The sequence below is a fragment of the Halobacillus sp. H74 genome (assembly GCF_052246715.1).
GTDB classification, from domain to species: Bacteria; Bacillota; Bacilli; order Bacillales; family Halobacillaceae; genus Halobacillus; species Halobacillus litoralis_A.
In genome coordinates, this window is sequence record NZ_JBQQCI010000001.1 from 363,591 (window position 1) to 389,376 (window position 25,786).

The 25,786-nt window shown below is 40.9% G+C and carries 28 protein-coding genes and 1 pseudogene; 12 read left to right on the forward strand and 17 right to left on the reverse strand.

Features of this window, described 5'->3' with window-relative positions; translation table 11 throughout:
- Positions 1-70: 70 nt before the first annotated feature.
- Entirely contained in the window at positions 71-784 is a 714-nt protein-coding gene (locus tag ACTWPX_RS01750; RefSeq protein WP_443118252.1) for a DUF421 domain-containing protein, read from the reverse strand.
- Between the two features lie 155 nt (positions 785-939).
- Between ACTWPX_RS01750 and ACTWPX_RS01755 the strand changes: the two genes are divergently transcribed.
- From ACTWPX_RS01755 to ACTWPX_RS01785, 7 genes are all read left to right on the forward strand, one after another.
- Positions 940-1,197 carry a metal-sensitive transcriptional regulator gene (locus ACTWPX_RS01755; protein WP_128525356.1) on the forward strand — a complete coding sequence of 86 codons (258 nt, stop codon included), beginning with the start codon at positions 940-942 and terminating at the stop codon, positions 1,195-1,197.
- Between the two features lie 57 nt (positions 1,198-1,254).
- Positions 1,255-1,734, forward strand: coding sequence for a DsrE/DsrF/DrsH-like family protein (locus ACTWPX_RS01760; RefSeq protein WP_443118253.1), 480 nt, complete (start codon positions 1,255-1,257; stop codon positions 1,732-1,734).
- Positions 1,735-1,749: 15 nt separating this feature from the next.
- A complete protein-coding gene (locus ACTWPX_RS01765; RefSeq protein ID WP_443118254.1) occupies positions 1,750-2,046 on the forward strand; it encodes a rhodanese-like domain-containing protein in 297 nt (98 codons plus the stop codon).
- Positions 2,047-2,092: 46 nt separating this feature from the next.
- On the forward strand, positions 2,093-2,662 hold the full coding sequence (locus tag ACTWPX_RS01770) for a sulfurtransferase TusA family protein (RefSeq protein WP_443118255.1): 570 nt from the start codon (positions 2,093-2,095) through the stop codon (positions 2,660-2,662).
- Between the two features lie 38 nt (positions 2,663-2,700).
- Positions 2,701-3,828, forward strand: a complete 1,128-nt coding sequence (locus tag ACTWPX_RS01775) for an MBL fold metallo-hydrolase (protein ID WP_443118256.1) — start codon at positions 2,701-2,703, stop codon at positions 3,826-3,828.
- A gap of 66 nt (positions 3,829-3,894) precedes the next feature.
- Positions 3,895-4,125, forward strand: a complete 231-nt coding sequence (locus ACTWPX_RS01780) for a sulfurtransferase TusA family protein (RefSeq protein ID WP_281974395.1) — start codon at positions 3,895-3,897, stop codon at positions 4,123-4,125.
- A gap of 84 nt (positions 4,126-4,209) precedes the next feature.
- On the forward strand, positions 4,210-4,986 hold the full coding sequence (locus ACTWPX_RS01785) for a sulfite exporter TauE/SafE family protein (protein ID WP_443118257.1): 777 nt from the start codon (positions 4,210-4,212) through the stop codon (positions 4,984-4,986).
- A 246-nt stretch (positions 4,987-5,232) separates the two neighbouring features.
- On the opposite strand, the gene ACTWPX_RS01790 is transcribed toward ACTWPX_RS01785, so the two are convergent.
- Both ACTWPX_RS01790 and ACTWPX_RS01795 read right to left on the reverse strand, forming a co-directional pair.
- A complete protein-coding gene (locus ACTWPX_RS01790; protein WP_443118258.1) occupies positions 5,233-7,158 on the reverse strand; it encodes an LTA synthase family protein in 1,926 nt (641 codons plus the stop codon).
- A gap of 515 nt (positions 7,159-7,673) precedes the next feature.
- Positions 7,674-8,252 (reverse strand): annotated as a pseudogene (locus ACTWPX_RS01795) (cbb3-type cytochrome c oxidase subunit I); the annotation flags it as partial.
- A 109-nt stretch (positions 8,253-8,361) separates the two neighbouring features.
- Between ACTWPX_RS01795 and ACTWPX_RS01800 the strand changes: the two are divergent.
- Positions 8,362-8,610 carry a DNA alkylation repair protein gene (locus tag ACTWPX_RS01800; RefSeq protein ID WP_443118259.1) on the forward strand — a complete coding sequence of 83 codons (249 nt, stop codon included), beginning with the start codon at positions 8,362-8,364 and terminating at the stop codon, positions 8,608-8,610.
- A gap of 105 nt (positions 8,611-8,715) precedes the next feature.
- Here the strand turns inward: ACTWPX_RS01800 and ACTWPX_RS01805 are convergent, their stop codons facing one another.
- From ACTWPX_RS01805 to ACTWPX_RS01860, 12 genes are all read right to left on the reverse strand, one after another.
- A complete protein-coding gene (locus ACTWPX_RS01805) occupies positions 8,716-10,104 on the reverse strand; it encodes a hypothetical protein (protein ID WP_443118260.1) in 1,389 nt (462 codons plus the stop codon).
- Entirely contained in the window at positions 10,101-10,790 is a 690-nt protein-coding gene (locus ACTWPX_RS01810; protein ID WP_443118488.1) for an ABC transporter ATP-binding protein, read from the reverse strand. Before ACTWPX_RS01810 ends, ACTWPX_RS01805 begins: the two co-directional genes overlap by 4 nt.
- A gap of 129 nt (positions 10,791-10,919) precedes the next feature.
- On the reverse strand, positions 10,920-11,507 hold the full coding sequence (locus ACTWPX_RS01815; RefSeq protein WP_443118261.1) for a hypothetical protein: 588 nt from the start codon (positions 11,505-11,507) through the stop codon (positions 10,920-10,922).
- 9 nt (positions 11,508-11,516) lie between these two features.
- Entirely contained in the window at positions 11,517-12,704 is a 1,188-nt protein-coding gene (locus ACTWPX_RS01820; protein WP_281974391.1) for a ParM/StbA family protein, read from the reverse strand.
- 624 nt (positions 12,705-13,328) lie between these two features.
- Positions 13,329-14,294 (reverse strand): S8 family peptidase, encoded by a 966-nt coding sequence (locus tag ACTWPX_RS01825; RefSeq protein ID WP_443118262.1) that lies wholly within the window; start codon positions 14,292-14,294, stop codon positions 13,329-13,331.
- Between the two features lie 236 nt (positions 14,295-14,530).
- Positions 14,531-15,877 carry a murein hydrolase activator EnvC family protein gene (locus ACTWPX_RS01830; protein ID WP_443118263.1) on the reverse strand — a complete coding sequence of 449 codons (1,347 nt, stop codon included), beginning with the start codon at positions 15,875-15,877 and terminating at the stop codon, positions 14,531-14,533.
- A 53-nt stretch (positions 15,878-15,930) separates the two neighbouring features.
- Positions 15,931-16,824, reverse strand: coding sequence for a permease-like cell division protein FtsX (ftsX, locus tag ACTWPX_RS01835; protein WP_443118264.1), 894 nt, complete (start codon positions 16,822-16,824; stop codon positions 15,931-15,933).
- Positions 16,825-17,234: 410 nt separating this feature from the next.
- Positions 17,235-17,516 carry a hypothetical protein gene (locus tag ACTWPX_RS01840; RefSeq protein WP_443118265.1) on the reverse strand — a complete coding sequence of 94 codons (282 nt, stop codon included), beginning with the start codon at positions 17,514-17,516 and terminating at the stop codon, positions 17,235-17,237.
- Positions 17,517-17,577: 61 nt separating this feature from the next.
- Complete coding sequence (locus ACTWPX_RS01845; RefSeq protein WP_443118266.1) at positions 17,578-18,288, reverse strand: aspartate/glutamate racemase family protein; 711 nt, start codon at positions 18,286-18,288, stop codon at positions 17,578-17,580.
- 45 nt (positions 18,289-18,333) lie between these two features.
- Positions 18,334-19,881 carry a Mur ligase family protein gene (locus ACTWPX_RS01850; protein ID WP_443118267.1) on the reverse strand — a complete coding sequence of 516 codons (1,548 nt, stop codon included), beginning with the start codon at positions 19,879-19,881 and terminating at the stop codon, positions 18,334-18,336.
- A 131-nt stretch (positions 19,882-20,012) separates the two neighbouring features.
- Positions 20,013-21,200: a carboxylate--amine ligase gene (locus ACTWPX_RS01855; RefSeq protein ID WP_443118268.1), complete on the reverse strand. Its 1,188-nt coding sequence runs from the start codon at positions 21,198-21,200 to the stop codon at positions 20,013-20,015.
- Positions 21,201-21,619: 419 nt separating this feature from the next.
- Positions 21,620-21,784 carry a hypothetical protein gene (locus tag ACTWPX_RS01860; RefSeq protein WP_164908554.1) on the reverse strand — a complete coding sequence of 55 codons (165 nt, stop codon included), beginning with the start codon at positions 21,782-21,784 and terminating at the stop codon, positions 21,620-21,622.
- Positions 21,785-22,064: 280 nt separating this feature from the next.
- Here ACTWPX_RS01860 and ACTWPX_RS01865 point away from each other — a divergent pair, with 280 nt between their 5' ends.
- The 4 genes from ACTWPX_RS01865 (at position 22,065) to ACTWPX_RS01880 (ending at position 24,468) form a co-directional block, all read left to right on the forward strand.
- Positions 22,065-22,811 carry a LysE family translocator gene (locus tag ACTWPX_RS01865; protein WP_443118269.1) on the forward strand — a complete coding sequence of 249 codons (747 nt, stop codon included), beginning with the start codon at positions 22,065-22,067 and terminating at the stop codon, positions 22,809-22,811.
- 216 nt (positions 22,812-23,027) lie between these two features.
- A complete protein-coding gene (locus ACTWPX_RS01870; protein WP_443118270.1) occupies positions 23,028-23,582 on the forward strand; it encodes a DJ-1/PfpI family protein in 555 nt (184 codons plus the stop codon).
- Positions 23,583-23,775: 193 nt separating this feature from the next.
- A complete protein-coding gene (locus tag ACTWPX_RS01875) occupies positions 23,776-24,015 on the forward strand; it encodes a hypothetical protein (protein WP_443118271.1) in 240 nt (79 codons plus the stop codon).
- Positions 24,016-24,315: 300 nt separating this feature from the next.
- Complete coding sequence (locus ACTWPX_RS01880) at positions 24,316-24,468, forward strand: hypothetical protein (protein WP_164908481.1); 153 nt, start codon at positions 24,316-24,318, stop codon at positions 24,466-24,468.
- 123 nt (positions 24,469-24,591) lie between these two features.
- On the opposite strand, the gene ACTWPX_RS01885 is transcribed toward ACTWPX_RS01880, so the two are convergent.
- On the reverse strand, positions 24,592-25,152 hold the full coding sequence (locus ACTWPX_RS01885; RefSeq protein ID WP_443118272.1) for a DJ-1/PfpI family protein: 561 nt from the start codon (positions 25,150-25,152) through the stop codon (positions 24,592-24,594).
- A gap of 33 nt (positions 25,153-25,185) precedes the next feature.
- On the reverse strand, positions 25,186-25,785 hold the full coding sequence (locus tag ACTWPX_RS01890; RefSeq protein ID WP_443118273.1) for a response regulator transcription factor: 600 nt from the start codon (positions 25,783-25,785) through the stop codon (positions 25,186-25,188).
- Position 25,786: the final 1 nt, after the last annotated feature.

The following is a 25,786-nucleotide window of genomic DNA, read 5'->3' on the forward strand; positions in this document are numbered from 1 at the left end:
ATGAAGAAAATCAATTTTTATACTCATGTTCTTAAGCATATGGTGGGTCATCAAACAGTTTGCGTTCTATTTAATGCTCGATAGGCGGCAGTGAATCTGCATCTTTTCCTTTCAATGAAAAATACAATTCACCTTCATTAGTGACAGCCCCATAAAAAACATCTGAAACTTGATGGTCGCCAAGCTCAGCGCTCACCCATTCTTCATTCCGGTCCAGACGTTTAAGCAGGTCCTCTTGAAGTATTCCATCTAAAATGATCGGTATATCATAACCCCCGCCCCCAATTAAAATACCCATGTCCCCACGGGTGACTCCCTCGTTCTCCCGATTTAACTTAACGGATAATTGGCCATTAGGTTCTACGATGGCAAGTTCAACATCTGATATATGAAAGACCTCATTCTCCCTTAACATTTGGGTGATATTATCAATAGAATAGTGGATGCGTTTTAAATTCTTATCAATCATCTCACCTTCATAAACCACAACAGTGGGCTCAAAAGTCAGCATATTACCGATATGAGGATTTTTCAATTTGATCCTGATGATGAACTTCTGCAATAGCGCAATCATGATAATAGCGGTAACGGTATGAATATGGTTGATTTTAGGGTCGGCAATGTCCGCACCTACTACAGAGCCCAGAACAAGGACTACAAGAAAATCGAAGACCGGTAATTCTCCTATTGAACGTTTCCCCATAAAAATTCCCACGCCTAACAGTAATGGCAAGATTGTTACAATCCTCCCAATGACTTTTAATGTATCCATCCACACATCCACAGTACAATCACCTCACTCTTAGCTTTTCACGCCGATTCGTTCATTATCCGAAAAAATACGTGCACGGGTGTTGACAATATACCTATAGGGGTATAATATGTGTGGTGTACTGTTCACAAGCGACAGAAAAATTTCACATGGGAGGCTCATTTCCAATGGAATATAATGACGCCACGAAAAACAGAGTAAAGCGCCTGGAAGGTCAGTTGCGGGGCGTATTAAAAATGATGGAAGAAAATAAAGACTGCAAAGATGTCATCACACAGCTTTCTGCTTCCAGAACAGCAATTGATCGCACAATCGGGCATGTAGTGAGCTCCAACCTTGTGGAGTGTATCCACGAATCCGCCGATCAAGAAAATAAGGAGAATTCAATAAACGAAGCTGTTCAATTACTAGTCAAGAGCAGATAATTTTTTGACCATTTAATATACCCATACCTGTATAACTATTTAGCAAGGAGGATGAACATGTCAGAAACAAAAAAGACAAATATCATTTTATTCAGCGGTGATTATGACAAAGCGATGGCCGCTTACATCATCGCTAACGGAGCCGCCGCCTACGACCATGAGGTAACTATTTTTCACACCTTTTGGGGCCTGAATGCTCTACGCAAGGATGAAAACATTACGGTGAAGAAAAATTTTGTGGAAAAAATGTTCGGGAAAATGATGCCACGAGGTGCAAATAAAATGGGCATCTCAAAAATGAATTTCGCTGGCTTCGGTCCTACAATGATTAAGGATGTCATGAAAAAACACAATGCAGTGCCTCTTCCAGACCTCATTGATATGGCGCAGGAACAAGAAATAAACCTTGTAGCGTGTACAATGACGATGGACCTGTTAGGTTTACAAAAAGAAGAGCTGCTTGATGAAATCGAATATGCAGGTGTGGCCGCTTATTTAGCAGATGCTGAAGACGGCAATGTGAACCTGTTTATTTAAAAGGAGAGAAAAATGATGAAAACATTAACAGCTAAAGACGTAGAAAATCAACTATCACAAGGAATAACTTTGAATATGATCGATGTACGGGAAGGTGATGAAGTAGCAGAAGGGAAAATTCCAGGGGCCAAACATATTCCATTAGGGTCTGTTGAAGAACGTTCTGGTGAACTAGATCAAGCCACCCCTTATATCATGATATGCCGATCCGGTGGCCGCAGCGGACGTGCCACCCAAATCCTTGAAGAAAAAGGATTCGATGTGACAAATATGGAAGGCGGCATGATGAGTTGGGAAGGTCCAACCGAATAATTTTAAATAAAATCATACCCTGATGGGTTATAGGAGGAATCTAATAATGGAACTGAAAACAGATTTTACCTTAGATGCAAAAGGGTTAGCTTGCCCCATGCCAATCGTGAAAACGAAGAAAACGATCAAAGACCTTGAAGCTGGTCAAGTACTGGAAATCCAGGCGACAGATAAAGGATCGAAAGCAGACCTGCAGGCATGGGCAAAAAGCTCTGGGCACCAGTACTTGGGCACGATAGAGGAAGACGATGTTCTTAAACACTATGTGCGTAAAGCAAGTGACGAAGAAGAACAAGATAAGGAGCATCCGAACGTGGTCAGCAATGAAGATTTGGAGACAGTACGCTTAGGAGAAGACTCGCTTTTGTTAGATGTGCGTGAAACTGCCGAATATGCGTTTGAACACATTCCTGAAGCCCATTCCATCCCTCTTGGTGAGTTGGATGAACGAATAGAAGAACTCGATCGAACAAAGAACGTCTACGTTGTATGCCGTACAGGCAGCCGTAGTGACCTTGCTGCCCAGAAACTCACGGATAAAGGGTTTGAAAATGTTTATAATGTAGTTCCAGGCATGAGTGGATGGTCTGGAGAAACAAAATCTCTTAATCAATAATTTTTTTAAGAAAAATAATACCTTAGGGGGTAAAATGCATGACTGTGAAAAACATGACGGTTAAAGAAATAACGGATAAAGTTTTGAACAAGGAAGAGTTGTTTGTTTTAGATGTGCGAACAGAAGATGCTTATCAAGACTGGAAGATTGAAAGCGAGAGCTTTTCTTACTTGAACGTTCCTTACTTCGATCTTCTTGACGGTGTAGAAGAAATATTGGACCAACTGCCAAAAGACAAAGATGTTGTCGTCGTGTGTGCCAAAGGTGGCTCATCTCAAATGGTTGCTGAAATGTTGATTGAAGAAGGACTGACAGTCTACTCACTAGAAGGCGGTATGAAAGCCTGGAGTGAACATCTTGAGCCAATCAAAATCAACGACTTGAATGATGGCGGAGCACTCTATCAATTCGTCCGTATCGGTAAGGGCTGTCTATCCTATATGGTCGTATCAAACGGGGAAGCTGCTATCATCGATTCCACCCGGATGACAGACATCTATATGGATTTTGCAAAAGAATTGGATGTAGAGATTACCAATGTCTTTGACACACACTTGCACGCCGACCATATTTCAGGTGGGATCAAAATTGCCGAGCAGACAGGTGCTACTTACTGGCTGCCACCTGAAGATGCAGGTGAAGTCATTTTTGACTATCAACCATTGCGTGATGGTGATCAAGTAACTGTAGGCAATACCAACATTGATATTCAAGCATTGTATTCCCCAGGACACACGAAAGGCTCCACTTCATTCGTCGTGGATAATCAATACTTGATGACAGGGGATATCCTGTTCATCGATTCTATCGGCCGCCCAGACCTGGCTGGAAAAGCGGACGACTGGGTGATGGATTTGAGAGAAACTCTTTATACACGCTATAAAAAACTCTCAGATGATTTGATTGTCCTTCCAGCTCACTTCATGATCATGGATGAGTTGAATGAAGATGGTACGGTTGCAGCGAAGTTAGCTTCTGTGTATGCAAAAAACCATGGCTTGAACATTGAAGATCAGGATGAATTCAGAAAAATGGTGACAGAAAACTTGCCACCACAACCAAATGCATACAAAGAAATCCGCGAAACGAACATGGGTAAACTCACGCCAGATAGCGAGGAACAACGTGAAATGGAAGTCGGCCCGAACCGTTGCGCAGTTAAATGAATCAATACGGAATGCACCCGTTCATACGGGTGCTTCTAAACAAACTTTCTTTGGAGGTATTTAATTATGAACGTAACTAAAGTATTAGATGCAAAAGGGTTAGCTTGCCCAATGCCCATTGTAAAAACTAAGAAAGCAATGAAAGAGATCGAAACCGGCGAGGTTCTTGAGATTCAAGCGACAGACCAAGGAGCTAAGAGTGACTTGACGGCATGGGCGAAATCAGGCGGCCACGAACTTTTGCAACACGAAGAAGATAACGGCGTATTCAAGTTCTGGATTCAAAAAGGCGAATAATTTCAGGTGCAGGCAGGTAGTTAACATTATTATAAAAAAAGGGAACCGCTCGAGGTTCCCTTTTTTAAGGAGGTCGACATTGTTATGGAAATCGGATTAATTATCACCATTTTTCTTATTGGTTTTATCGGTTCTTACATTTCAGGAATGCTCGGAATCGGGGGTTCGATAGTTAAGTACCCTTTGCTTCTTTATATCCCATCAATGGTAGGTTTCACAGCTTTCACGGCCCATGAGGTATCCGGAATAAGTGCCGTGCAGGTTTTCTTCGCTACCATCGGAGGGGTGTGGGCATACCGCAAAGGTGGATATTTAAATAAATCCCTTATCCTCTACATGGGAGTTAGTATTTTAATCGGCAGCTTTGTTGGGGGCTTTGGTTCTGGACTCATGAGTGAAGATGGCATTAATATTGTTTATGGTATTCTTGCCTTGATTGCTACGGTTATGATGTTCATCCCGAAAAAAGGAATTGACGATCAAGCATTGGACAAGGTGGAATTCAATCGCTGGTTAGCGGCTTCCTTAGCATTAATCGTTGGGATTGGGGCCGGAATCGTAGGCGCTGCCGGCGCGTTCCTGCTTGTCCCTATCATGCTTGTTGTTTTAAAAATCCCGACAAGAATGACAATTGCATCATCATTAGCAATCACATTGATTTCTTCGATTGGTGCAACAGTAGGAAAGGTAACAACAGGGCAAGTGGAATACTTCCCAGCAGCCATTATGGTTGTGGCCAGCCTGATTGCTGCCCCTCTTGGAGCGATCGCTGGTAAAAAGGTGAATACGAAAGTGCTTCAAATGATTTTGGCTCTTCTCATTTTAGGAACCACCATCAAAGTGTGGTCAGATATATTTTAAACCATACGAGCAAGGAATCTATTATCGGTTTCCTGCTTTTTCATTATTACCCGTTCTGGAAGATTGTACGGGTGGGAATAGGCGTGCTATCCCAAGGCTCCCTTGACACACTAATATCAAAAGAGTGAGTACATCATGAATGAAATACAAGGTTTCCTTTACATGCCCCTTGTGCTCCACCCTTATTTTAATTAAAAAAGAAGCACTCCAATTCATTTGCTAATTGAAGTGCTTCTTTCGCTTATATTAAGGCTGAACGCTGCCTTTTTCTTCGGAAGACGCTTGTTGTTCTTCTGAATTCACCATTTCTGTTTCATCTAAATAACGTAGTAAGTCACCATAGATGATGGAGTCTGAGATTTCCAACTCCTCTTGTGCGGCATCGAAACCTTCCTCACAAGCACCATCTTCAACAGGATTCCCTGTTTCTCTATCGTAACATGCACCCTGAATCCCGACGTATTCCTCATTTGCAAAGTCACCATCACGGGTGATCATTAACTCTCGTCGGTCTTTGTCCATCAAGTCATTACCGAATTGGATAGGATTTTCATCTTCTATTCCCAACAAATTCGTCAATGTCGGGCGGAGGTCGATTTGGCCACCCACTGTGTGATTCTCTTGTGGTTCAATTCCTTTACCATAAATCAGTAAAGGTACACGCTGTAATTGGAATTGCTCAAAGTCATTAATATCTTTACCTAAATATTCACCCATAGCTTCTTTGTGATTCTCTGAAATACCGAAGTGGTCACCATAAATCACAAGAATAGTATTATCATAGAGTTTAGAGTCCTTGAAGTTTTCTACGAATTGTTTTAAAGCTTCATCCTGATAGCGAATCGTTTGGAAATAGCGGTTTAATGTACCACTGCTGGTTTCGCCCTCTTCAATATATTTCTTTTCTTCAGGAAGTGTAAATGGATAATGATTCGTCAATGTAATCATTTTTGAGAAAAATGGTTTATCCATATCTTTCATCTTGTTCAGGGAATCTTCAAAGAAGTACTCATCCAAATAACCCCAGCCATGAGATTTTTCCTGAGTCACTTCGTAATCTTCCTTCGAGATGAAATCATCATATCCAAGGGAATCATACATAACATTCCTGTTCCAAAATGTTTTGTCATTGGCATGCATCACATTTGTGAAGTACCCATTTTCACTTAACAAACTTGGCAGTGCTTCGTATTCATTACCAGAGTGTGTAAAGAAAACAGCACCTCTGTTCAATGGATACAAGGAATTCGCTAGTAGAAATTCAGAGTCAGAGGTACGTCCTTGTTTGACTTGGTGATAGAAATTATCGAAATAGGCACCTTCTTCTTTCAAATCATTGAAATAAGGAGTCAATTCTTCGCCATGAAGGGTATTATCTACCACGAAGGTCTGGGTACTCTCCAGAGAAATGGCAATTACGTTCTTCCCTTCTGCCACCCCTTCTAGATGGTTACTGTCTTTCTTTTTATTTTCATTCAAATAGTTAATGGCAGGAACAAGTTCGTTACTATCAGCAAGAGTCTTTTTCATTTCAGTTTTACCTTGGAGTACTGCATCATATACATGATAGTTGATTACACCAATGTATTTAACAAGCATGTTACGATCAAAAGTACGCTCCAATAAATCCGTCCGTTCTGTTTCCGCCCACTGTAAGTTGACGATGAATAGAGGAATCGCCACAATCGCTAAAATGATACCTTCTCTTCGCTTAGGTTTGAATGATTGAAAGCGCGAAGGTTTCAAATAAAACAGTAGGAAAGCAGCAATAAGGACATCGACGAATAGAAGAATATCGGAATAATTAAGAATTGTGCCGATACTTCCACCCAAGTCTGCTAAGTTCGCAACTTGATTCAACATAGGTATTGTAATGAAATCGCTATACTCGCGGTAAAAAAGAATGTTTACATACAGAAGAAGAGAGCCCAGTATATAGGATACGAACATTCCTCTGCGCCCACCGAGCAAAATCCCGAGACCAAAGATCAGGAAGATACTGCTCAATGGGTTGAATGCCAGAATGCTAGCTTCATTAGCATTTTCTACATTCAAAGAAAAGATGTTACTTTGTATATAAGACATTTTCAGCCAGAACATACCTATGACAACGGCATAGACTAATAGTTTTAATCCAGTTTTTTTATTAAAATATTTATTCTTTGTAAACATTGTAAAACCTCCGTTAAATTTACATTACCCTATTCTACCCTATTTGAACATCTTTTTGTACCACTCAAGTAATACTTTAAAAACTCTGACACATTTTTAACGCTTGTATCAATGAGTTGCAATAAAAAAATGAAACTACAGACCTATTTGAAAGCCATGTCTCCCATAGTGGCGTCGCCATTCAGACGCAATGGAATGAGATTTATAGACTGCCGGCATTACATTTTTTGTAATCATAGATAAAATTACTCGATTCTCACTTTTTCGACAAAAATCAAAGTAAGCACCAAAAATGAAGGATTCTCCTTCTTTTATTTCCCCGGAAATAGAATAAGAAAACGGCCGGAATATTTTATCCGGCCGTTTTCTTATTCTTCTTCTGTTTGGAGTTCTACAAGAATCGTAGTAAGTACAATGAATACTAGGATGAATGATAGCGTAAAAGCAAATGAAAAAGTCATAGATGATCTCCACCTTTACCATGTTTGAAAACGGCCAGATCCTGGGGGTGCATGTTAAATCATGTCGGCCAGCGGAATGGTGTACGCAATGGCAATGAGTACAAAAGCGACACCGATCCACAACTTCCAGTTTTCGAGGAACCTCGGAGTCGCTGATGCATCACTATAAGCGACCGGGAAACTCTCCTTTGTCTGTTCGTCCGCTTCAGGGGCAAGCCACCATAATTGAATGACGATGAAAACCAACAAAGATGCAGACAAGAAAAGGATGGAACCGCCGACAGCCATCGTCACATGATTGGATAACACCCCATCAAACCAGGCAAGTGCATGATCATGGGCGTACCCTGTATAGGCAGTCCTCCTCGGGGCTCCTAATAAACCGAGAACATGTTGGGCTGTACTCATGAGCAGCATCCCAATTGACCAGGTAATGATTTGAATAAAGGCTAATTTCCGAAGTGACTTTGTAAACTTACGGCCAGTCAAATATGGGACCAGCCAAAAGGTGAGTCCGAAAAAGGTCATGGCCACTCGTGTGCCTACAGTAATATGGAAATGTCCGCCCACCCATAAAGTGTTATGAATAACCTCATTCATTTGAAAGCTAGCATTAATGATCCCACCCGTCCCCCTACGGATATTAGGGCATTTCCTGATTTTCACCGGATATGTGTCTTAAGATCATATCCCATTCATAAATTTGGGAAAGTCGGGAAACGTAAAACCGGAGGTGAATGATGTGCAACCATATCTTTGTCCGAATTGTAAAACGAATCGATCGCGTTTCAATGTAATTGAACAGCAACCTAAAGCAGTAAAGATGAATCCGACGACCGGAGAAGTTGATGCTGGCTATTCGATGGAAAACATGGACCCTTTCCATATGGCTTACAAAGGGCCTGAAAAGAAAGTTCAATGTGGAGCGTGCGGGTTGATTGAGGATGAAAGATCCTTCGTAGCCTTTGCCGAACATAACCGTATGAATTAACCCTCTGATAGCGCAGAGGGCTTTTTTGTACGATTTATTGGTGGTGCCGGCTATACACACCTATCAGAAAATGAACAGTTCCTCCCCCATGCTGTACTCAAAGCTTTAATTTCTTTTGGAAAATCCATAAAGCCATTCCCACCTTATAAGCACAATTATCCCAAGCATGAAAATTGGATGATACAACCCTAAAGAAACCAGTATATATCCAGTCATCCGCCTCCATTCACTAAAGAAAAAGGGCTCTTTATTTACTGACTTCATTCTTTCATTCACCTTAGTGCGCAAATCAAACAACACCCATATCGTGATACAAATGAGTTGAATGACAAGAACCCACCAGGTCATGGTCAATAGCACTCCGGATACGATAAAAGCAATCGAATATGGAATCAGCCCGATACGCGCCCATTTTAAATAGCCTTTAACACACAGATCCTCCTCGGTCGGAATGGTTCGGAATATGTTCTCCCCATGGAAAAAATCCTCAAAAATACTTGCAGCCATTTCCACATAAACAAAAACAGAGATGGGTAATGTCACTAAAATCACCCACTCTACTTGCCATGGAAGGACAAGTAAAAGAGCCATTCCAACTACTACCGTTTTCCATATATAGCTGAATGAGCTCTGCAACTGCCCTATCCAGATTCGTTCATATATCCTGACCGTTTTTATGGATGGCTCTGATTTCCTCCTGTTTCTTACATAATTTTGGAAGAAACCATACCGTTTGGGAGGCTTAATTGTAACATTCGTCATTTTACTGATCAGCATCATATTCCAAACTCTGGCATCATTGATTTCAACTATCTTCATCCATGAGACATCCATGATTTTCTTCCTTGATTTAAATAAGAACATGATTAAGAGGAGGATGAAGATAGCTCCCAGCCAAAGGTAATCCTGGCCGCTCAATCTTAAAAAAGCAAGCAACCCGCCTGATAATAAAAGGGCAGAAAAGTTGAACCATATGCTTTGGGAGAACAACTTCCATTGCACAGTCATAGCTAGCGGCAGCAATAGAATATAATGGAATGCGATAAAGAGTACGACCGCCAAAGACAGCGGCGTCAATAACCCTAAAGTAAGCGCTGTTAATAAAAGCACGAAACTATGGACAAGTTGTTTTTCTAAAACCAAATATTTAAGTAAAGATTTCCTTGAGTGTGGAAGGATACTTAATTGCAATTCGGAAGAGGTGAAGCGCAGTCCTGGATCTGCAAAAGAGTTCATACAGGCCTTCACAAGTAAAAGAAAAGGAATTAGCATTCCCCATTCGAGGATCGGCGCTTCCCATCCTATTAATGTTGGAAGGAAGCGTTGAATCCAATCATAGATCATAATTAAAAAGATAATCGAGAATACAGCCATATAAAAAAACACTACATAGTCAAAAACTAAGTGGAACGATGCTTGGTAGAGTTGTTTTTTCTTTTTCCAACGTTTTTTTCTTATCCAATAGTAAATGGAAATTGTCTTCGAATCATTCATTGTGTATCCCTGCGCTCTAAGGTGTCGAAGGATTCCACGGAGCCTGATGCAGATATTCTGCCATTTGCAAGCATGATGAAACTGTCTGCCAGGCTTCTGACTTTGTCCAATTGATGGGTGGTCAGAACAATACTTACCCCCTCTTCACCCCTTTGCCTCAATTCTTTTTCAAGGAAGTTCCCAGCATATATGTCCAGCCCCATGAAGGGCTCGTCGATGAATAATAGAGGAACCTCAGGCAAAAGGGCACAGATCGTTTGAACCTTCTGCCTCATCCCTTTCGATAAAGCCTCCGGGTAATCATTCATTTTGTCCTCAAGTTCAAAAGCTTCGGTATATACTTTTACTCTCTTCTCAAATAGCTCATCAGGGATATGATAGCTTTTCTGATAAAGTTTAAAATGGTGAGCAACGGTCAGTTCACTTAATAAAAGAGGTTCTTCAGGTATGTAAGCAAATTTTTCTTTATATTCCTTGAACTGGGCATCCTGGTCGATCGAACAAATGGTGAATTTTCCCGAAGATTTTTCGCGAGTGCCAATCATAGCCTTGATTAATGTCGATTTCCCTGCTCCATTGTGGCCGACAAGGGCCAGCATTTCACCCTTATGCACTTTAAATGAAAGATCCGCCAATATACGCTCGCCACTAATATCAACACTGCAATCTATTGCCTCTAACACCACACCCAATCCGTCCAACCCCCTTTTCCTAAAACTATACGTTCCACTCCCTGACAAGTTTCAAAAAACTGTAAGTGCATTTGCAAGTCATACAAAAAATAAGCCCTCTCCGTATACTTGAGGGGCTTATCTTCACTTATTCATGCTGGATAGAAAATCACCAAGTAAATCTTCGTCATCTTCTTCTTCAACATTAGCATTCTTATTCTCTTTAAGATCTTCCTGGAGACTGTCCAAATCCATGTCAGCAAGGTCATCGTCCTGGATTTCGACAGGAGTTTCTGGTAACAACTGTTTTTGTTCCACCGATTCCCTTTTTTCTTCCTCTTCACTTGCTGCTGACTCTTCTTGCAAATAAAGAGCATCCTCAATGTCATAGGCATTGCTGTTCAATGAAGCGAGAAGCGTTGTGGCACGCATCGGATCCATCATAAGTTGATAAAGAATACTCCCTATCAAGGCTTCTGAATGTTCATGCTTAATCCAATTTCTTTGTTCTTTTGTCAAAGGCTTAGGTAAAGGGATCGTCACTGTTTCCTTATCTTTTGAAAAAGATTCATTCACACCCTCAAGGACAAATTGAGCGATCTTGCTAGAAAAATTCCTTCGTTCCGCTTCTTTGAGATCGGATAATTGTCTTAATAAATGATCAGGTGTGTCCGAGGGGACCCGGAACGTAATCGATTGTCCCCTCTCCACACTTTTCCTGGATTGACTCATTATCTCACCTTATTTAGAGGATCCGGCTTTTTGTTCTTCTTTTTTATTGTCCTTGGCAGGTTCTTTGGAGTTTTTACGGATAAAGTCAGAAATAAGTTTGTAATAGGCATTCGCCATCATCCAAATGCTTTCTTCTTCATCTTCAAAGAATTCAATATTAAAACCATCCAATTTGTTGTTCAGTGTTTTAATATACTCTTTCAGTACTGCGGACCCGCCACCGACAAAGTAGCAAATTTCAGACTGAGAGTTCTTCTGCCATACATTTCTCAAATAACGGTATTGTTTTTTAGCAAGTTCCAGCAAAATCCGGTCAGTAATGTCATGGACGTTTGTACGACTACCTTTAACCATAATATGGTGACGATCATTTTTACGGGTGATGATATCCACCACATCGCGACGGCTGTCCAACTCTACACCATGCTTCGTCAAAATTTCCTCACGAATCATCTCAAGGGATTCAGCTACACCTAGGTTGAAGCCTTGCGCTTTATCGTCATCTACATTGCGATTACGAATGACAGCGATATCCGTAGAGAGGCCGCCAATGTCTTGAATCAGTATTTGTTTATCGACCAATTCTTTATTGATGATATTCAAATCATTATCCATAACCAAGTTCACATACGCAGCAAACCCTTCTGGATAGACCTTCACTTCATCAAATTTCAGATTAACTTTCATTCCCTGATACTTAGGTGTCACCAAAAATTCCACCTGGTGTACTGACCCTAATAATTGAGAGCGATAGCCAACGTCTTTGCCTTCCTTCACTTCACGTAAAGGTAAACCTGTACCTAATGTATAATTCGATTCTACTACATTGTTTTTGAATGATTGTGCATCTCTGCCTTCTACCGCATCCATAGCCAGTGCAGCAAACAACATGATCAATGTTTGATCCTCTTCGGATTTATAGCTTCCGGGATCCAACTCTGTGGAGTTTGTTGTTTTCGTTGCTAAATTACCCACACGATAGATGGCATTGTTTTCTCTTAAAGCAGGGGAGTGCACTCGAATATGTAGATTATCGAGTGGATCTTTATCGTCTAAATCTTCTATTCCAATTACTGGGCGATCTTCTAAATCTCTCGCCACAACGTTTGGGATGTATAAAGATGACTCTAATTTTCCAAAGTTCGCTTTCACCGCGTCATTACCAACATCAACAGCTGCAATTCTAGATTTCGTCATTGAACAGCTCTCCTTTTTAGTTACTAGATTTGACCTCACCTTAACTTAAATCTATTAAACATTCAGTAAATAGTCAATGCGCCTTTTTACGTGTTCAAAAACGCTTGCAAGTTTACAATTTTGAATACATGCTTTCAAATCTGCACACATACCTATTTAGCAACATGCACTCAATTTTGTGTACATGCATACAATAATGAAAACATTTAAGTTACATTTTGTTTACATGTTTTCATTATTGTATACATGCTATGTAGGAATATGAATCCCTTATATTCGACACAAAAACACGGACTGAGTATTGTGTCAGGATTCAAAGTTGCGGACTGAGTTAAATTTGTTAGGTGATTGATGACTATTAAGAAAAAGAACAAGTTCCCTGTAAGTACGGATTAAACTGAATAAAACCTTCGAAGAGGATAACAAAGTAACTTGGGCAGGTGAGGTTTTGACGGGATAGGAGATGATAGAGGAACTAAGAGAAACAAAAAAACTGTGAAGAATGCATTCATGCGCCATATGTATGAAGGGAAACCGTGCTATTCATGTATATGAAGCCCTTTAGAAATTACAAACAGCAAAAAACCCTGAATGTATGAACATCCAGGGTTAAACATACCAACACTAATGGCTGGTATAGGTGCTGAATAACTCCTCTAATTTATTCATTAGCGCTAAAGTCATCAAACCATTGCCTTCAGCTGCCTTTGAATACCCCAATGGGGTTGTGCGTTTGATTAACTGCGAGTATATTTCCGCCTCTGACATGGACCTCTGAAACTGTTTTTCCACAAGAGGGATAAGGAGGGCTAAACCTCCAGATACGTGAGGGGTAGCCATTGAAGTTCCTGTTAACCTCGCATACTTTCCTTCCAGATAAGTAGAAAGGACACTTACCCCCGGGGCAACTAAATCAATTTGATCATTTGTATTTGTAAAATCAGCAAGACTTCGCTTATCGTCCACTGCACCAACCTGGATAACCTCATTATAAGCTCCTGGATAGGCGTATTCCGAAGTATTTTCCCGCCCATCCCCTTCATTTCCGGCCGCACATACTACGGATACTCTCTGGTCAATCGCCGCTTTGATGGAAGTATGGAGCTCCTGTGATTCATCAGGTCCTCCGAGAGACATCGAAATGACCCTTACCTTTTCCCCGTTCGGACCACGCCATTGTAAAGCGAAATCAACAGCGTCGATAATCCATCGATACTCTCCAGAACCGTTTTCAGATAAGACTTTCAGTACTAAAATTTTGGATTTAGGAGCAACGCCCACAACGCCTTCCCCATTTTCAATAGCAGCTATCGTACCTGCTACATGGGTTCCATGGCCGTTATTATCATTATAATTCTCACGATCTCCCTGATAATCATTAGTGAAATTTTTTCCGTCAATGATACGGTCTTCCAAATCGGGGTGGTCTAACTGGCACCCTGTATCGATAATTGCAACGACACTCCCCTCCCCTTGATTCGTTTCCTGCCATAACTCTTGAGCTTCTACCATCTGTACGCCTTTAGGGATTTCTGCTGTTGAATCAATTATTGCGTCTGTCCGGTACGGAATTAGCTTCATTTCACTCATTTTCTGCCTCCTCAATAAGAATTCGTTCTAAGAAAACTGTTTCTTGGAGTCTGTATTAAAAAGGAATGTATTACCTTATTATAACATCTGTCTTTTTAAAATTATAAATCAAATAAAAAAAGAGGGATAAAGTCCTTATTTTACCAGGTCTGAATTGAGGCGGTGACTATTCATATAAGGTATCATCCTAAAAGTAAAAAAGGATTGCACATTCAAAATGTGCAATCCTTTTAAAATCAAGGCAAATATTTACGTGGGTTCACAGAGTTTGAACGACTGCCATTCCAAGAACCTTCATGAATTTCAAAATGTAAGTGCTGACCAGTTGAAGCGCCGGTACTACCCATGTTTCCAAGGAAGTCTCCTTCAGAAACGGATTGTCCTGCGGAAACCGCTGGGGTACTTCTCATGTGAGCATACACCGTCGTGAATGTCTGTCCATTAATCTGGTGAGTAATGAAAACTACGTTACCATAACTGGAAGAATAGTTAGCACGGATGACTGTGCCATCTGCTGCGGCCCGAATTGGAATTGTTCCGCCTCCTGATAAGTCGATACCGGAATGTAAACTGCGTTTCCCAGTGATCGGGTGAATCCGGTTAGGATTATACTCAGAGGACGTCGAAGCGTTAGCAGGCCAGCTGAACAATGCGCCACTGTTTGATGATGACTGACTAGAAGAAGTACTTGCACTAGCGCTGCTGCTTGAATTAGAACTGGAAGAGCTGGAGGACTTGCTGGCAGCAGCTTTCTCTGCAGCAGCCTTTTCTCTAGCTGCTTTTTCAGCTGCAGCTTTCTTCCTTGCTTCTTCTTCAGCTTTACGCTGACGTTCAATTTCTTTCTGGATTGCAGCTTCTTGAGCAGCTAAAGTTTCCTGCTCCTCTTCAATTTCCATCACATGATTATGAGCATTCTCCTCTTTCTTTGCCAGACTGCTCATCAAATTACTTTTCTCTTGTTTTTTACTGTCTAATTTCTGCTTCAATGACTCTAGTTCGTTCAATTTTTCCTCCAGAGAAGCGAGTTCTTCCTCAACTTCTGCTTTCTTGCTTTCAACAGCCTCTTTATCAGCTTTATGCTGTTCAAGGATCTCTTTATCTTTCTCAGCAATTGTATTGAGGCTCATGACCCTTTCTAAGAAGTTACCAAAACTCTCCGCGCCCATAAGGACGTCGAGATAATCAACGGCTCCTCCATTTTGGTACATCGATTTCACACGATCCTTTAAAAGCTCATCCCGCTCAGCAATCCTTTTTTCAAGCTCTGCGATTTCACTTTTCAGCTCCTCTATATTTTCTTTTGTTTTAGCGATTTCATTTTCTTTTGTTTCAATTTTGTTCATCGCTTCCATTACTTGCTTGTCCAAGCGTTCGATTTCAGCATTTACCTTCTCTTGACTATCTCTAAGTTCTTCAATTTCTTTTTGTTTTTTCTGCTTTTCCTGCTCTATTTCAGATTGTTTCTGTTTATTTTCCTGTAATTTCTCTTCATTTGATTCAGCTGATACCGGATTGAAACTGGTTGGCAACCCAGTTAAAACTAGGCTAATGGTCAGAACGGCAATTAATACTTTCAAGTTCAAACTCTTTTCCTCCCCCGAATCCTTACCTGTGTAATAGTAATAGTTTCATAGATTTATACTTTCAAATACTTGCGAATTGATGTGAAGCTTCCCCAAAGTCCGATTGTAATCCCCATCAGAATCAAGAGTGCCGAAACTTTGAATACGAATGGATAAACTGGCAAAATATCAATGAATAATGTTGGGTACCGTGTTGTAATTTCCGTGTGGACGTAGTCATATCCAAAGATGACCAAAGCAATCGGAACAAGTGAACCCAAAATTCCAATTAAAACTCCTTCCACGAGGAATGGCCAACGGATAAACCAGTTGGTCGCCCCTACCATCTTCATCACTTCAATTTCTTTCTTACGAGCTACGATTGTAATTCTGATTGTGTTGGCTATAAGGAACATAGCTGTGAATAAAAGGCCGGCAATAATGGCTAATCCGACATTTCTGGCTACATCCATGACATTGAATAAACGTTCAACCGTTTGTTCTGCATATTCGACTTTTTCTACACTTTCAAAGTCTTCAATCTTCTTAGCGACAGGGATGGTATCTTCCGGCTGTTCTGTTTTAACAATGAAAACATCATTCAGTGGGTTTTCATCTTTTAAGGATTCAAATGCTTTGCCCTCTTCGCCTAAGCTGTTGATGAGCTGATCCAATCCTTCTTCTTTTGATTGAAACTCTACACTACCGACTTCTGATAGATTCTCTATTTCTTCTTTCAATTGTTCCCGTGATGTATCTTCTGCTGTGATATCAATGAAGACACGCACTTCGACATCTTCTTCTATTTGAGTACCGATGTCATTTAAATTCAGAAGCAAAGTTGCAAAAACACCGACCAGTAACAACGTAACCGTTACAGCGGATATAGACGCAAATGTCATCCAACGGTTTCTGGTCATGTTTTTAAGGCCTTCTTTTCCGTGGCGACCAAATGTTTTAAGCTTCATATGACTGGTCACCCCATACATCTCGTACCAAATCTTTTTTCTTCATATTTCTTCGGACGGCAGCCATAATACCAAAAGATGATAAGTTGCGGTGATGCCTATCAAACAATTTATATCACTTCCTACTAAACACTCATTTTGTTAATCTATGTTGTCACTATATGTAGTCTAAGTCGTATGCTTCATTTACCCTATTCATTATATCAAAGATATTCGCTAAATAAAGACAAATTATTATTACATTTGTGTTTCAAACCTTTACACATCAGTGACATTGCCACAACACCATTCGACAATGCATAATAGCCACTAATGCAACGATGACTTTGAACCCATGATTTATGACCTATATTTAACATAAAAAATAAGACAACTCTCATAGAATTGTCTCGTGTTTTTCCTGTACTATTTCACTTCTTTAATTTTCTTAATGATTCCAGTTCGCGTTTTAAACGTGTATTTTCATGACGGATGGATTCAAGCGTTTCAGATTTTTTCTCGATCGGCATCAGATTGATTTCATACCAGGACTTACTGAATGCATCATTTACTTCACTTGTTTTTTGTATAGAAGCCTGCGGGTAATGCTCCTTCAAACTAAGCACTTCTTTTTCAGATAACCTGAGCTCCCTGAAATATACGCCTTCTCGGAATGATTCTGACAAAAATTGCTCAAATTCATTTTCTGCCATTCGGTGAGCACCCCTTCAAAGAGAATATCCTTCTCTAAAATATAGGATGCTCCATCACTTTTCATGACTGCTGATAAACAGATTCTTTCACAACGACGTTTGCCACAACTTCCATAGGATCGATCAACGGTACAGGAAGGTGGGATGGCTTCAATACTAAGCCGATTTCTGTACACCCTGAAATAATCACTTCAGCCCCATTGTCTAGCAGCTCCTGAGAGGCTCCTTTCAACAATTCGAGTGGTGCACCTTCCGTGTTCCCACTTTTAATCCCATCTTCCCCGTAAATCGCTCTCATCACTTTTTCATTTTGAGTGATTGGTGTGGGATGGATGACTTCTAAGTGGTCAAAATACTTTTGGAACAAACCGGTTTCAAGCGTTCCTGTCGTCGCTAGAACTCCAATTTTAGTGGCGCCTGGATAATAATCCGATATGAATTTTTTCAGTTCCAGAAAAGCATTCAACAGCGGGAAAGAAATTGCTTTTTGGACTTCCTCTATAAAGAAATGAGCTGTCATACATGGGATGCACGCTACATCCACGTCCAATTTCTCGAGATTTTTAGCTGCATCCACCATTTGGGGCACTGGATTTTCCCCTCTACCTGAAATAGCTTCTGTGCGGTCAGGGATTTTAGCATTACTGTCAATAATGACGCGGTAATGCTCCTGGTCTTTATTCGCTTTTGTCGCCCGGATAATTTTCAAGTAACACTCGGCTGTAGCTTCAGGTCCCATACCTCCAAGTATGCCGATTATTTTGTCATTCATGTTCTGCCTCCTTACAAAAGACCCGAACCCTATTCTATAGATGTATTATAGTATTCCCGCCACTCTGTTTTTCAATGGCTTGAAAAGCTTTTCTTCATCCATTTCCGGTCTCGTTTTGTTCAACTGTTCAAGCGCGATTTGGGCACCGGGGTCCATCCCCTGGCATCCGGCTAACAAGACGACGTCCTCTTTTTCAACTTCAGATAAGGCATGATGGATCGCATCATCTAATTCCTTATACAGATCGACACGAATGCCAGCCTCTCCCATCATTTCCTGGAAAACCCGCAGTTCTTCTTCTTTTACGGCATCTTTTTCAGATACATGGGAATGACTGACAGTTGCAATCACTTCTGTAAGACCAAGCTTCGGTGCCCACTCGACAATTGCCTTGGCGTTCTCCCTGTTCACTGTGACTCCACGACTGCCGCGGATAGCATAAACCAGCTTCAGGTTAGCATAATCCATTTGTTCAAGGGTACTCAATGTCACATTGATATTTCCATAGTTGGCAAAGTGGTCATCAAGGATTTTGAAGTCATCTTCAAAGACCATTTCGAACCGGCGTTCGACTCCCCCGAAACCCTTCAACCCTTTTTGAATAGTCTGGATCGGCACCTCATTCAAAAGGCCCGCAGCAATGGCGACCATTGAATTATAAACGGAATGGTAGCCAGGCGTTGAGAGTTCAATGGTAAATTCCTGAGGCTCATATGCGGTGTTCCCCGCCTCAAATGGTTTGCGAATTTCCACTTTGAATTTCGCCCGTCCTGTAGAAAGATCCAAGTCTTTACAAATGAGATCACCGTCTCCAGTCTCCACACTAAAGGTGAGTAACTTGGCTTTCGTTTCTTCAATCAATGAAGCGGAGTAGGCATCATCCAAATTCAAAATCGCCCATTTATCAGCCCCGGCATTTCTGATCAGGCTTGCTTTGCTATTGAAATATTCTTCAAATGAACCGTGAAGGTCGATGTGTTCGCGACTGATATTGTTCAAGGTCACAATATCAAAGTCCACACTGCCGACACGACTTAAGTCTAAAGCTGAAGAGGAAACTTCCATTGTGACATGAGAGACGTCCTGATCCCTCATCCGGGCGAAATAATGATGCAGGTCCAGCGATTCAGGTGTCGTCAACTTTGTAGGCTCTGAATAATTGCCATACTTGACCAAAACCGTCCCGATCAAGCCTGTTTTCAGGTTATGTTCTTCTAGAATGGCATCTGTCATGAAAGATGTAGTTGTTTTACCATTAGTAGCCGTAATCCCAATTGTTTTCAGGGATTGGGAAGGATGGTTATAGTAAGCATCACTCATAGCTGCCAATGATTGACGGCTGTCTGAAACGCGGTACTGTGGAAGATTATCCCAACCTTCCTGGTAGTCCTCCACTACAATCGCTGCAGCTCCATTTTCCACTGCTTCAGCAATATAAGCATGTCCGTCTGTTTTAAACCCTTTTATGCAGACGAACACATCCCCTTGCCTTACATTTCTTGAGTTGTAAGCAAGCCCGTGGATATCTAGATCCTTATCGTTCCATGCTTCTAATACATGTATGGATGCTAGTAATTCTGTTAATTTGACCATTCTCATCTACCTTCCCTGCAATTGATTTAACCCTATTCCGTCCTTAGCTTCTTCAATCATACTATTTCGTCTATTGGTTAGCATTTTCTGCGGTCTAACGGAGATATTCCAGTCCTCATCTCTGCAAACTGTCAGCTTCGTCCAGTGACTTTCCCTACTACTAAGCCTGCCAATTTCTTGCCGAATGCAACAGCTGGTTTCGGGTCTTTCGGATCCCAAATCGCATGGGCTTTCGGGCGGAAATAAGATTTGATGACCTTTTGAGGTGAGAGTTGTCCCGTTTTGATATACTCTCTAACAGCTAACAAATCTTCGTATGCATACCAAAAAACAAGATTCATATCCTCTTTCACTGCTTTAGGATCTAACGGATTCCCTGTAAGTTCACGGTAAGTGATATAAGGAATGTTGATCCCTGTTTTTTGCAGCAAGTGATTCAAGTTTGTAATTCTTACATTGATTTCGATTAAATAGTAGCGTCCTGTTTCGGCGTCTTTTTTAAATTCGATTTCAGCAAAGCCTTTATATTGAATACCTTCAAGGAACTTAGCGCCAAGTTCAAATAACTCTGGCACATATTTTTGTTGAGTGTACACAGAAGCTCCATAATTGACTGGGAATTGGCGGAGTTTCTGGCATGTGACCCAGTGTGTAACCTTTGAATCTTGATCTAAATAAGCATCAAAGGTGTACATATGATCATCAAAACCAGGAATGATCCTTTGGACGATGACCTCTATATCCGCTTCTTTCGCTTGATTCACTTTTTCCAATAACTCTTCTTGAGTATGAACTTTGAAGAGCTTGCTTCTGAATTTAGCCACAAATGCCGGGGAATCGACCGGTTTGACTAAACAAGGGTATTGAATTTCACTTTCAACCTTTTGAATGAAATTTTCATCATCCACATTTACGGTTTCCGGCACAGCCACTCCATGCTCTGAAGCGAGCGTATGCAGAGTACCTTTGTCCATTATTTTAGTATATAGTCCTTGCTCTTGTTGAGGAATAAGGAAATGTTCCCGTAATTCAGGCAAATGATCATCAACGAATTCCACATATGGGTCTGCCGTCGGAATAAGCACGGGTGGGCTGTCTTGTTTCTTTGCATAATCGATCAGAAAGGTGACTAAACCTTCTGGATCTTCTTTATAATGAGACCCGATCAAGGCTTCCGAACAATACTTGGACTCTAACCCATAAGAGTCTTCCCACGCATAATCGACAGCTGCCACATGGACGTCATGAATCCCTAAACACCTGATCGTACTGAGTCCTATATAATAGTTCGCCCCTAGAACAACCGCTTTGTTTTCCATGAAAAATCCCCTTTTCCCTCAAAAATGTAATACTTTCACTGAAAATTTTATTTGGATCGCTTTACTGCGATAATCTTCTTGTATGTAAACATATCTATTTTACCACATTCCCTACCCTAACAAAACGCTCAACACTCTTATCGAATCTTAACAAAACTGCATACCAGAATCATGCCGACCAACTTAAGCATGATTCTGGTATGCAGTTTTCAGGATGTTTGAAGCAACCGGCATCCAAGATACTGGCTTAGTCACAGCACTGGAATTTTGTATTCCTCTATAACGAATAAACGTGCAAAACTCCCAGACCATCCTCCGACAAAGCAAGTGGTGATGGCCCATTCTCTCTTGCAGCATAGGATGGGGCAAATAAAAAAAGCAGCCCTGGAAGACCAGGACCACTCTGATGCAATTACGGTTTATTTAAAAGTATGGTGGCTGAATTCAACTTCGGCAGGGACTTGCTCTGGCTGAATGGTATGGTTATTGATCTTTTTGAAACGGCTGACGATGTTGTCAATCGCATATAATACTAGAAACGTAAGCAAAACAGTCAGAGACATCAAATACAGAGATGTAAGCATAAGCTTGATCTCCTTTCCCATTTATATTCTTTATAAATCAGTAAATCCTTATATATAATACCAAATTTTCGACTGTTGTAAATATATTTTTGCAAATTCTCTTAAATATCGATAATTCCTTACAAATACCCCTGATTCCTCCTCTTCAAAAAAATGGATATGGGATGAATACAAGGTGGATTTCAACGGCAAAGGAGAGTGAAAGATTTTCAATAAGGGAGGAGCACCATCAATAACCTGTCCTCTGTGTTATCTTTAAAGAAAAAGCAGGAGGGATTTTATGAAAAGAAAATACATTTATATACCGGTTTTCATACTTTTGTTCACATTATTTGTGGTTAGTATGAACAATACAGCCTTTGAATTTAACCATCTACTCTCCGGTATTCAGTGGGCTTCTCTTATACCTGCAGCATTTCTCATGGCTTCCGTACCTGGAGCAAATCAGATCCTTTCTCTTAGGAATGGTTTAAGAAAAGGAGCAACAACAGCTATCATAGCGGTCACAGGGAGATTTACCGCTTTTGCATTAATGGTGATTGCCGTCTCTTTAGGACTTCATGCAATTCTTCAGACTTCCACCCTGATCTTTACTATTATTAAATGGGCAGGTGTCCTCTATTTGGGCTGGCTCGGTATAAAAACGACCTTATCCAGTAAAAAAGAGTACGAAGATGAACAAATGAGTGGCAGTGAGAAACAGGGGGGCTCAAGAAGTGCTTGGCATTATGCGAAGCAAGAGTTCATGGTGGCTGCCGCAAACCCTAAGGCTTTGATATTGTTCACTGTCTTCCTTCCCCAATTCATATCCTCAGACACAGTGGCTGCCGGGGGACAAATCCTCGTGGTAGGTGCAGTTTATATATTGATTGAATTCATTTGTGCGACTATATATGCAACAATAGGAGGCAAACTTAAAACCATCGGGTTAAGCGGGAGAGTAAAACAAAATTTAGATCGTATTACCGGGGGAATAATGATAGCCCTGGCATTGTGGTTATCTACATCAAAATCGGAAGCGCCTTGATCGCCCAAACCCAGTCGTGAAGCTCTTTGCCACAGCAAAGGGCAAGGTGAAGTTCGGCTACTTGCAACACCGGACGCCCCGTCTCGTGTGGGGCCAAGGTTACGCGGAGTAAGCGAGGAGCCGGATGGGACTCACGAAACACATGAAACTTACAGGCTGGAATTTTATAATTACCTAGACCGTGAAAAAAGCAATTAGAAATGAAGGTGGAAAGGAATGGATAAAATCACTTATACAGGAATATTACTTTACCCTAGATTTAGTGAGTATGAATTATCGGTTCTATTATCCGTATTAAAGCAAGGAAGAGAACAAGCTATTTATATTGGTTTAGACGATCAAGTGGTTAGGGGCGATTCAGGTTTACCTTGCATACCTGAAGCAAATATTAGTGAGATAGATATAAATAGATTAGATAGTATTGTCCTTCCTGGGGTCGATGATTTTGCACACCTGATCAACCACGATGCCCTTGCTTCCTTCATAAATAAAATGAATGATCAAAACAAAATCATTGCTGCAATTTCCAGCGCTCCTTATTTATTGTCCATCAGTGGCGTACTGGATGGTAAGAAATACACCACAGGATTAACAGCAGAACAAAGAACATTCTTAGGTACATTTAAGGAAGAAAGTTATATGAATTCCCCGATCGTTGTTGATGAATACGTGATAACAGCAAGAGGTTCAGCATTTATAGAATTTTCATTTACATTTGCCGATTCATTAAATCTCAAATATGAAAAAAGTTGGTACTACCTTAACGACTAATAGCCATGATCGACGTTCCCAACATTTTATGTTTAAGGACCTTTTTCAGAAAAAAACTGACGAAAATTTTCCGCATCCTCCATAATTATAAATAACCGAAATGAGAAGGGGTGAAAATGAATCGATCAGAAGTAGTCTTAAATGTATTTTCGTCTATAGATGGGATTCAAAAGATTGGGTCTGAGCGGCGGAGGTGGTATCAACGGCGCCTTTATTAAGACAACAGCTGATTGATGAAAACAGTCTTGTCTTAGCTCTAATAGCTATCGGTGGGAAATCAACTCCATCTATTTTTGATGGTGGTGAGTTAATGGATCTTGATGATGTATATGAGCTCGAATTAAAAAAACAGAGCCAATTGGTAATGGTTCTGTGTGGCTTTCATTATTATAAAAAAAAGGAATTAAATCAGGAGATTGGGACAAAACGATAACTGGGACTGGAAAAGACGAACAATAAAGTAGAATGGATCAATTGGAGCGTAGGCAACATACGTAGACTCCTCCTGAGGGGAACAGCACGAGCGAAAGCCCCCGGAAGATGGCCATCTCCGCTGAAAGTGAAGTATATTGAGGCTACTGAAGAACTGCAACTTTCTGAGTTATACATCAAAAAAGGCCGGGCAGGACGATTTTATCGTTCAACTCGGCTTCTTTACTTCGATGAGACATATATAAACCAAAGAAAATCACTCTTTTTAGATAGGCCTCGTTGATTCCACGATGAGCGTTCGGTGGTGACGCCTGCGGGAAAAGCACGAGTCGAAGATCCACTTGGTCAAGTGATCTTCTTGACCAAGTTAGCTGAGGCCGTGCCCGCGGCAAGCATCCACCGACAAGCGATTCGTGAGAAGCAACAACAAACTTTAACAGTTCCTCTAGATTGAAAAGTGTTTTTCAGTGGCCTCAAGTATGTTGCCGGAGCGGCGTATGCATTTATGGCTTCATTAAGAAAACCCGAACGAGTTCGAGTTTTCTAGTGGAGAATTCTTTTTCCCTGCTCCCTGCCATTATCCTCTTAACTGATTCTTAAAGAACAGGACCGTTTCTAATTCGTCTTCCCTGTCTTCAAATATGTTCAACACTTTTCCAACAGCAATAGCAAATTCAATATAAGCATTTCCTTCAGCGGTAATTATATTTTCGCTTACCGTTACATCACTTTCACTCATGTTATCTTCATTGAAATAGCTGAAATACTCAGGATCGTCGTCAATGGATGTTGAATATTTTCTTTCACGAAGAACATCTGCCGCTGCCAGGAAGGTTGGCCCTCCGCAAATGGCTGCGATTATTTTACCTTGTTCATCAAAACTTTTTATAAGATTCAATAATCGTTCCTCTTTATCAAAGGGTGCCGGTTCACCACCTGGTATAATCAAAATTTCGTAGTCAGCAGGGTCACATGCTTCAATTCCCATATCTGCCTTCACTCTGAAATTTCCCTTGTGAGTGACTTCCTCACATAATGCCACCGTTTCAACTTCAACACCTGAGATATTTAACATATACGATAAAGGGCTGATTTCCCAATCCACATACCCTTCGTACAAAAAGAATAATGCTTTCATCTACTCATCTCCTACCAAGTATTTAGAGTTTGTTCACAACCAACCTTTTTCCTCGGCGATTGTGACAGCCTCAATCCGGTTTTTTGCCTCAAGCTTTTGAATAATCTCTGATATATAATTACGTATCGTTCCTTCAGATAAGTAGAGGGACTGGTTCATGTCTTTGACCGAGTCTCCTCTTTTGAGGCATTGTAATATTTCTATTTCACGCTTGGTCAGCGGATTCGTTTCCTCTATAAATGAAAAAGTCAGTTGAGGACTGAACACCCTTTGACCGCTATATATTTTTCTTAATGATTCAGCCAGATGTGATACAGGGGTGTCTTTTAATAAATAGCCTCGAGCCCCTGCTTTGACTGCTTTTTGAAGATAGCCGCTCCTTGCAAATGTAGTGACTATCGCGACCAGGCAGGTAGAGTTGCTTTTTTGAAGGTGCTCCGCTACCTCCAGGCCGCTTAAATGAGGCATTTCAATATCCAGTATAGCAATATCAGGTTGTAATCTCTGAATGATTTCGACAGCCTCTTCGCCGTTAGCAGCTTCACCGACCACTTGAATATCCTTCTCCATACCCAGCAATCGACTGATCGCTCCACGCAGCATCCCCTGGTCTTCTGCAATGACGATTCTCATC